1 protein-coding gene is annotated in these 4,334 nt (G+C 41.9%); it reads left to right on the top strand.

The annotated features are described in order from the left end of the window. Window positions 1-4,334 (top strand): beta strand repeat-containing protein (locus tag ACH30E_RS16860; protein ID WP_490847360.1); only part of this gene is annotated, 4,334 nt, incomplete at both ends.

The following is a 4,334-nucleotide window of genomic DNA, read 5'->3' as shown; positions in this document are numbered from 1 at the left end:
TCAATCACTAATCTTGCTAACGTAACAAGTTTAACTGCTACAACAGCTAATATTACTAATGCTAATATTACGAACCTCACTGGTCTGACTAATATCAGTATCACTGGTACAATCAGTGCAGGAACAGTAAGTGCAACTAATGTGACTGGAACCAATGGCACATTCGATAACCTAACTGTAACTGGTAATATCGTAGGCGGCACAATCAGTGCAACCTTAAATGATGGTACTCAGAACAGCATCACTAACCTGGCTAATATCCAAAGCATCACTGCTACCGGTACAATCAGTGCAGGTACATTGAGTGGATCATTAAGTGATGGAGCACAGAACTCAATCACTAATCTTGCTAACGTAACTAGCTTAACTGCTACAACAGCTAATATTACTAATGCTAATATTACGAACCTCACTGGTTTGACTAATATCAGCATCACCGGTACAATCAGTGCAGGCACTGTAAGTGCAACCAATGTGACTGGTACAAACGGCACATTCGATAACCTAACTGTAACTGGTAATATCGTTGGTGGTACGATCAGCGCAACCTTAAATGACGGTACTCAGAACAGTATCACTAACCTGGCTAATATCCAGAACATCACAGCTACTGGAACCATCAGTGCAGGTACATTGAGTGGTTCATTAAGTGATGGTGCACAGAACTCAATCACTAATCTGGCTAACGTAACCAGCTTAACTGCTACTACGGCTAATATTACTAATGCTAATATTACGAACCTGACTGGTTTGACTAATATCAGCATCACCGGTACAATCAGCGCAGGCACCGTAAGTGCAACCAATGTGACTGGAACCAACGGCACATTTGATAATATCACTGTAACTGGTAACATCGTCGGCGGTACAATAAGTGCAACCTTAAACGATGGCACGCAGAACAGCATCACTAATCTGGCTAATATCCAAAGCATCACTGCTACCGGTACTATCAGTGCAGGTACATTGAGTGGATCATTAAGTGATGGTGCACAGAATAGCATTACCAACCTTGCTAATGTAACAAGTTTAACTGCTACTACGGCTAATATTACTAATGCTAATATTACGAACCTGACTGGTCTGACTAATATCAGTATCACTGGAACCATCAGTGCAGGAACTGTAAGCACTACAAGCATCACCAGCGGATCAGGTACATTTGATAATATCACTGTAACTGGTAATATCGTAGGCGGTACAATAAGTGCAACCTTAAATGATGGTACTCAGAACAGCATCACTAATCTTGCTAATATCCAGAACATCACCGCTACCGGTACTATCAGTGCAGGTACATTGAGTGGATCATTAAGTGACGGAGCTCAGAACAGCATTACCAACCTTGCTAACGTAACCAGCTTAACTGCTACTACGGCTAATATCACTAACGCTAATATTACCAACCTCACTGGTCTGACTAATATCAGCATCACTGGAACAATTAGTGCAGGTAATGTAAGCACTACAAGCATCACCAGCGGATCAGGTACATTTGATAATATCACCGTAACTGGTAATATCGTTGGTGGTACGATCAGCGCAACCTTAAATGACGGTACTCAGAATAGCATCACTAATCTGGCTAATATCCAGAACATCACTGCTACCGGTACAATCAGTGCAGGTACATTGAGTGGATCATTAAGTGATGGAGCACAGAACAGCATTACCAACCTTGCTAACGTAACCAGCTTAACAGCTACAACAGCTAATATTACTAATGCTAATATTACGAACCTGACTGGTCTGACTAATATCAGCATCACTGGTACAATTAGTGCAGGCACCGTAAGTGCAACCAATGTGACTGGAACCAACGGTACATTCGATAACCTAACTGTAACCGGTAACATCGTAGGAGGCACAATAAGTGCAACCTTAAATGACGGCACTCAGAACAGCATCACTAACCTGGCTAATATCCAAAGCATCACTGCTACCGGCACTATCAGTGCAGGTACATTGAGTGGATCATTAAGCGATGGTGCACAAAACAGCATTACCAACCTGGCTAACGTAACTAGCTTAACTGCTACAACAGCTAATATTACTAATGCTAATATCACCAACCTGACTGGTCTGACTAATATCAGTATCACTGGTACAATCAGTGCAGGAACAGTAAGTGCAACTAATGTGACTGGAACCAATGGCACATTCGATAACCTAACTGTAACTGGTAATATCGTAGGCGGCACAATCAGTGCAACCTTAAATGATGGTACTCAGAACAGCATCACTAACCTGGCTAATATCCAAAGCATCACTGCTACCGGTACAATCAGTGCAGGTACATTGAGTGGATCATTAAGTGATGGAGCACAGAACTCAATCACTAATCTTGCTAACGTAACTAGCTTAACTGCTACAACAGCTAATATTACTAATGCTAATATCACCAACCTGACTGGTCTGACTAATATCAGTATCACTGGTACAATCAGTGCAGGAACAGTAAGTGCAACTAATGTGACTGGAACCAATGGCACATTCGATAACCTAACTGTAACTGGTAATATCGTAGGCGGCACCATCAGTGCAACCTTAAACGATGGTACTCAGAACAGCATCACTAACCTGGCTAATATCCAGAGTATCACAGCTACTGGAACCATCAGTGCAGGCACATTGAGTGGATCATTAAGTGATGGAGCACAGAACTCAATCACTAATCTTGCTAACGTAACAAGTTTAACTGCTACAACAGCTAATATTACTAATGCTAATATTACAAACCTGACTGGTCTGACTAATATCAGTATCACTGGTACAATCAGTGCAGGAACAGTAAGTGCAACCAATGTGACTGGAACCAACGGTACATTTGATAATATCACTGTAACTGGTAATATCGTAGGTGGAACAATAAGTGCAACCTTAAACGATGGTACGCAGAACAGCATCACTAATCTTGCTAATATCCAGAACATCACTGCTACTGGCACCATCAGTGCGGGTACATTGAGTGGATCATTAAGTGATGGAGCACAGAACTCAATCACTAATCTGGCTAACGTAACCAGCTTAACAGCTACAACAGCTAATATTACTAATGCTAATATTACGAACCTCACTGGTCTGACTAATATCAGTATCACTGGTACAATCAGTGCAGGCACCGTAAGTGCAACCAATGTGACTGGAACCAACGGTACATTTGATAACCTAACTGTAACTGGTAATATCGTTGGTGGTACAATCAGTGCAACCTTAAACGATGGTACTCAGAATAGCATCACTAACCTGGCTAATATCCAGAACATCACTGCTACCGGCACTATCAGTGCAGGTACATTGAGTGGATCATTAAGCGATGGTGCACAGAACTCAATCACTAATCTTGCTAACGTAACCAGCTTAACAGCTACTACGGCTAATATCACTAATGCTAATATTACGAACCTGACTGGTCTGACTAATATCAGCATCACTGGCACCATCAGTGCAGGCACTGTAAGTGCAACTAATGTGACTGGTACAAACGGCACATTCGATAACCTAACCGTAACTGGTAATATCGTAGGAGGTACAATAAGTGCAACTTTAAATGATGGTACACAGAACAGTATCACTAACCTGGCTAATATCCAAAGCATCACTGCTACCGGTACTATCAGTGCAGGTACATTAAGTGGTTCATTAAGTGATGGAGCACAGAACTCAATCACTAATCTGGCTAACGTAACCAGCTTAACTGCTACAACAGCTAATATCACTAATGCTAATATTACGAACCTGACTGGTTTGACTAATATCAGCATCACCGGAACAATCAGTGCAGGCACTGTAAGTGCAACCAATGTGACTGGTACAAACGGCACATTCGATAACCTAACTGTAACTGGTAATATCGTTGGTGGTACGATCAGCGCAACCTTAAATGACGGTACTCAGAACAGTATCACTAACCTGGCCAATATCCAGAACATCACTGCTACTGGCACAATCAGTGCGGGTACATTGAGTGGATCATTAAGTGATGGTGCACAGAACTCAATCACAAATCTTGCTAACGTAACCAGCTTAACTGCTACTACGGCTAATATCACTAACGCTAATATTACGAACCTGACTGGTCTGACTAATATCAGCATCACTGGCACCATCAGTGCAGGTAATGTAAGCACTACAAGCATCACCAGCGGATCAGGTACATTTGATAATATCACTGTAACTGGTAATATCGTAGGAGGCACCATAAGTGCAACCTTAAATGACGGTACTCAGAACAGCATCACTAACCTGGCTAATATTCAAAGCATCACTGCTACCGGTACTATCAGTGCAGGTACATTGAGTGGATCATTAAGCGATGGTGCACAGAACTCAAT

The sequence above is a fragment of the Sediminibacterium sp. FW305-C-61 genome (genome assembly GCF_058231065.1).
The sequence above is the reverse complement of the archived record's forward strand: the minus strand, read 5'-3'. Positions and strand labels throughout refer to the sequence as shown.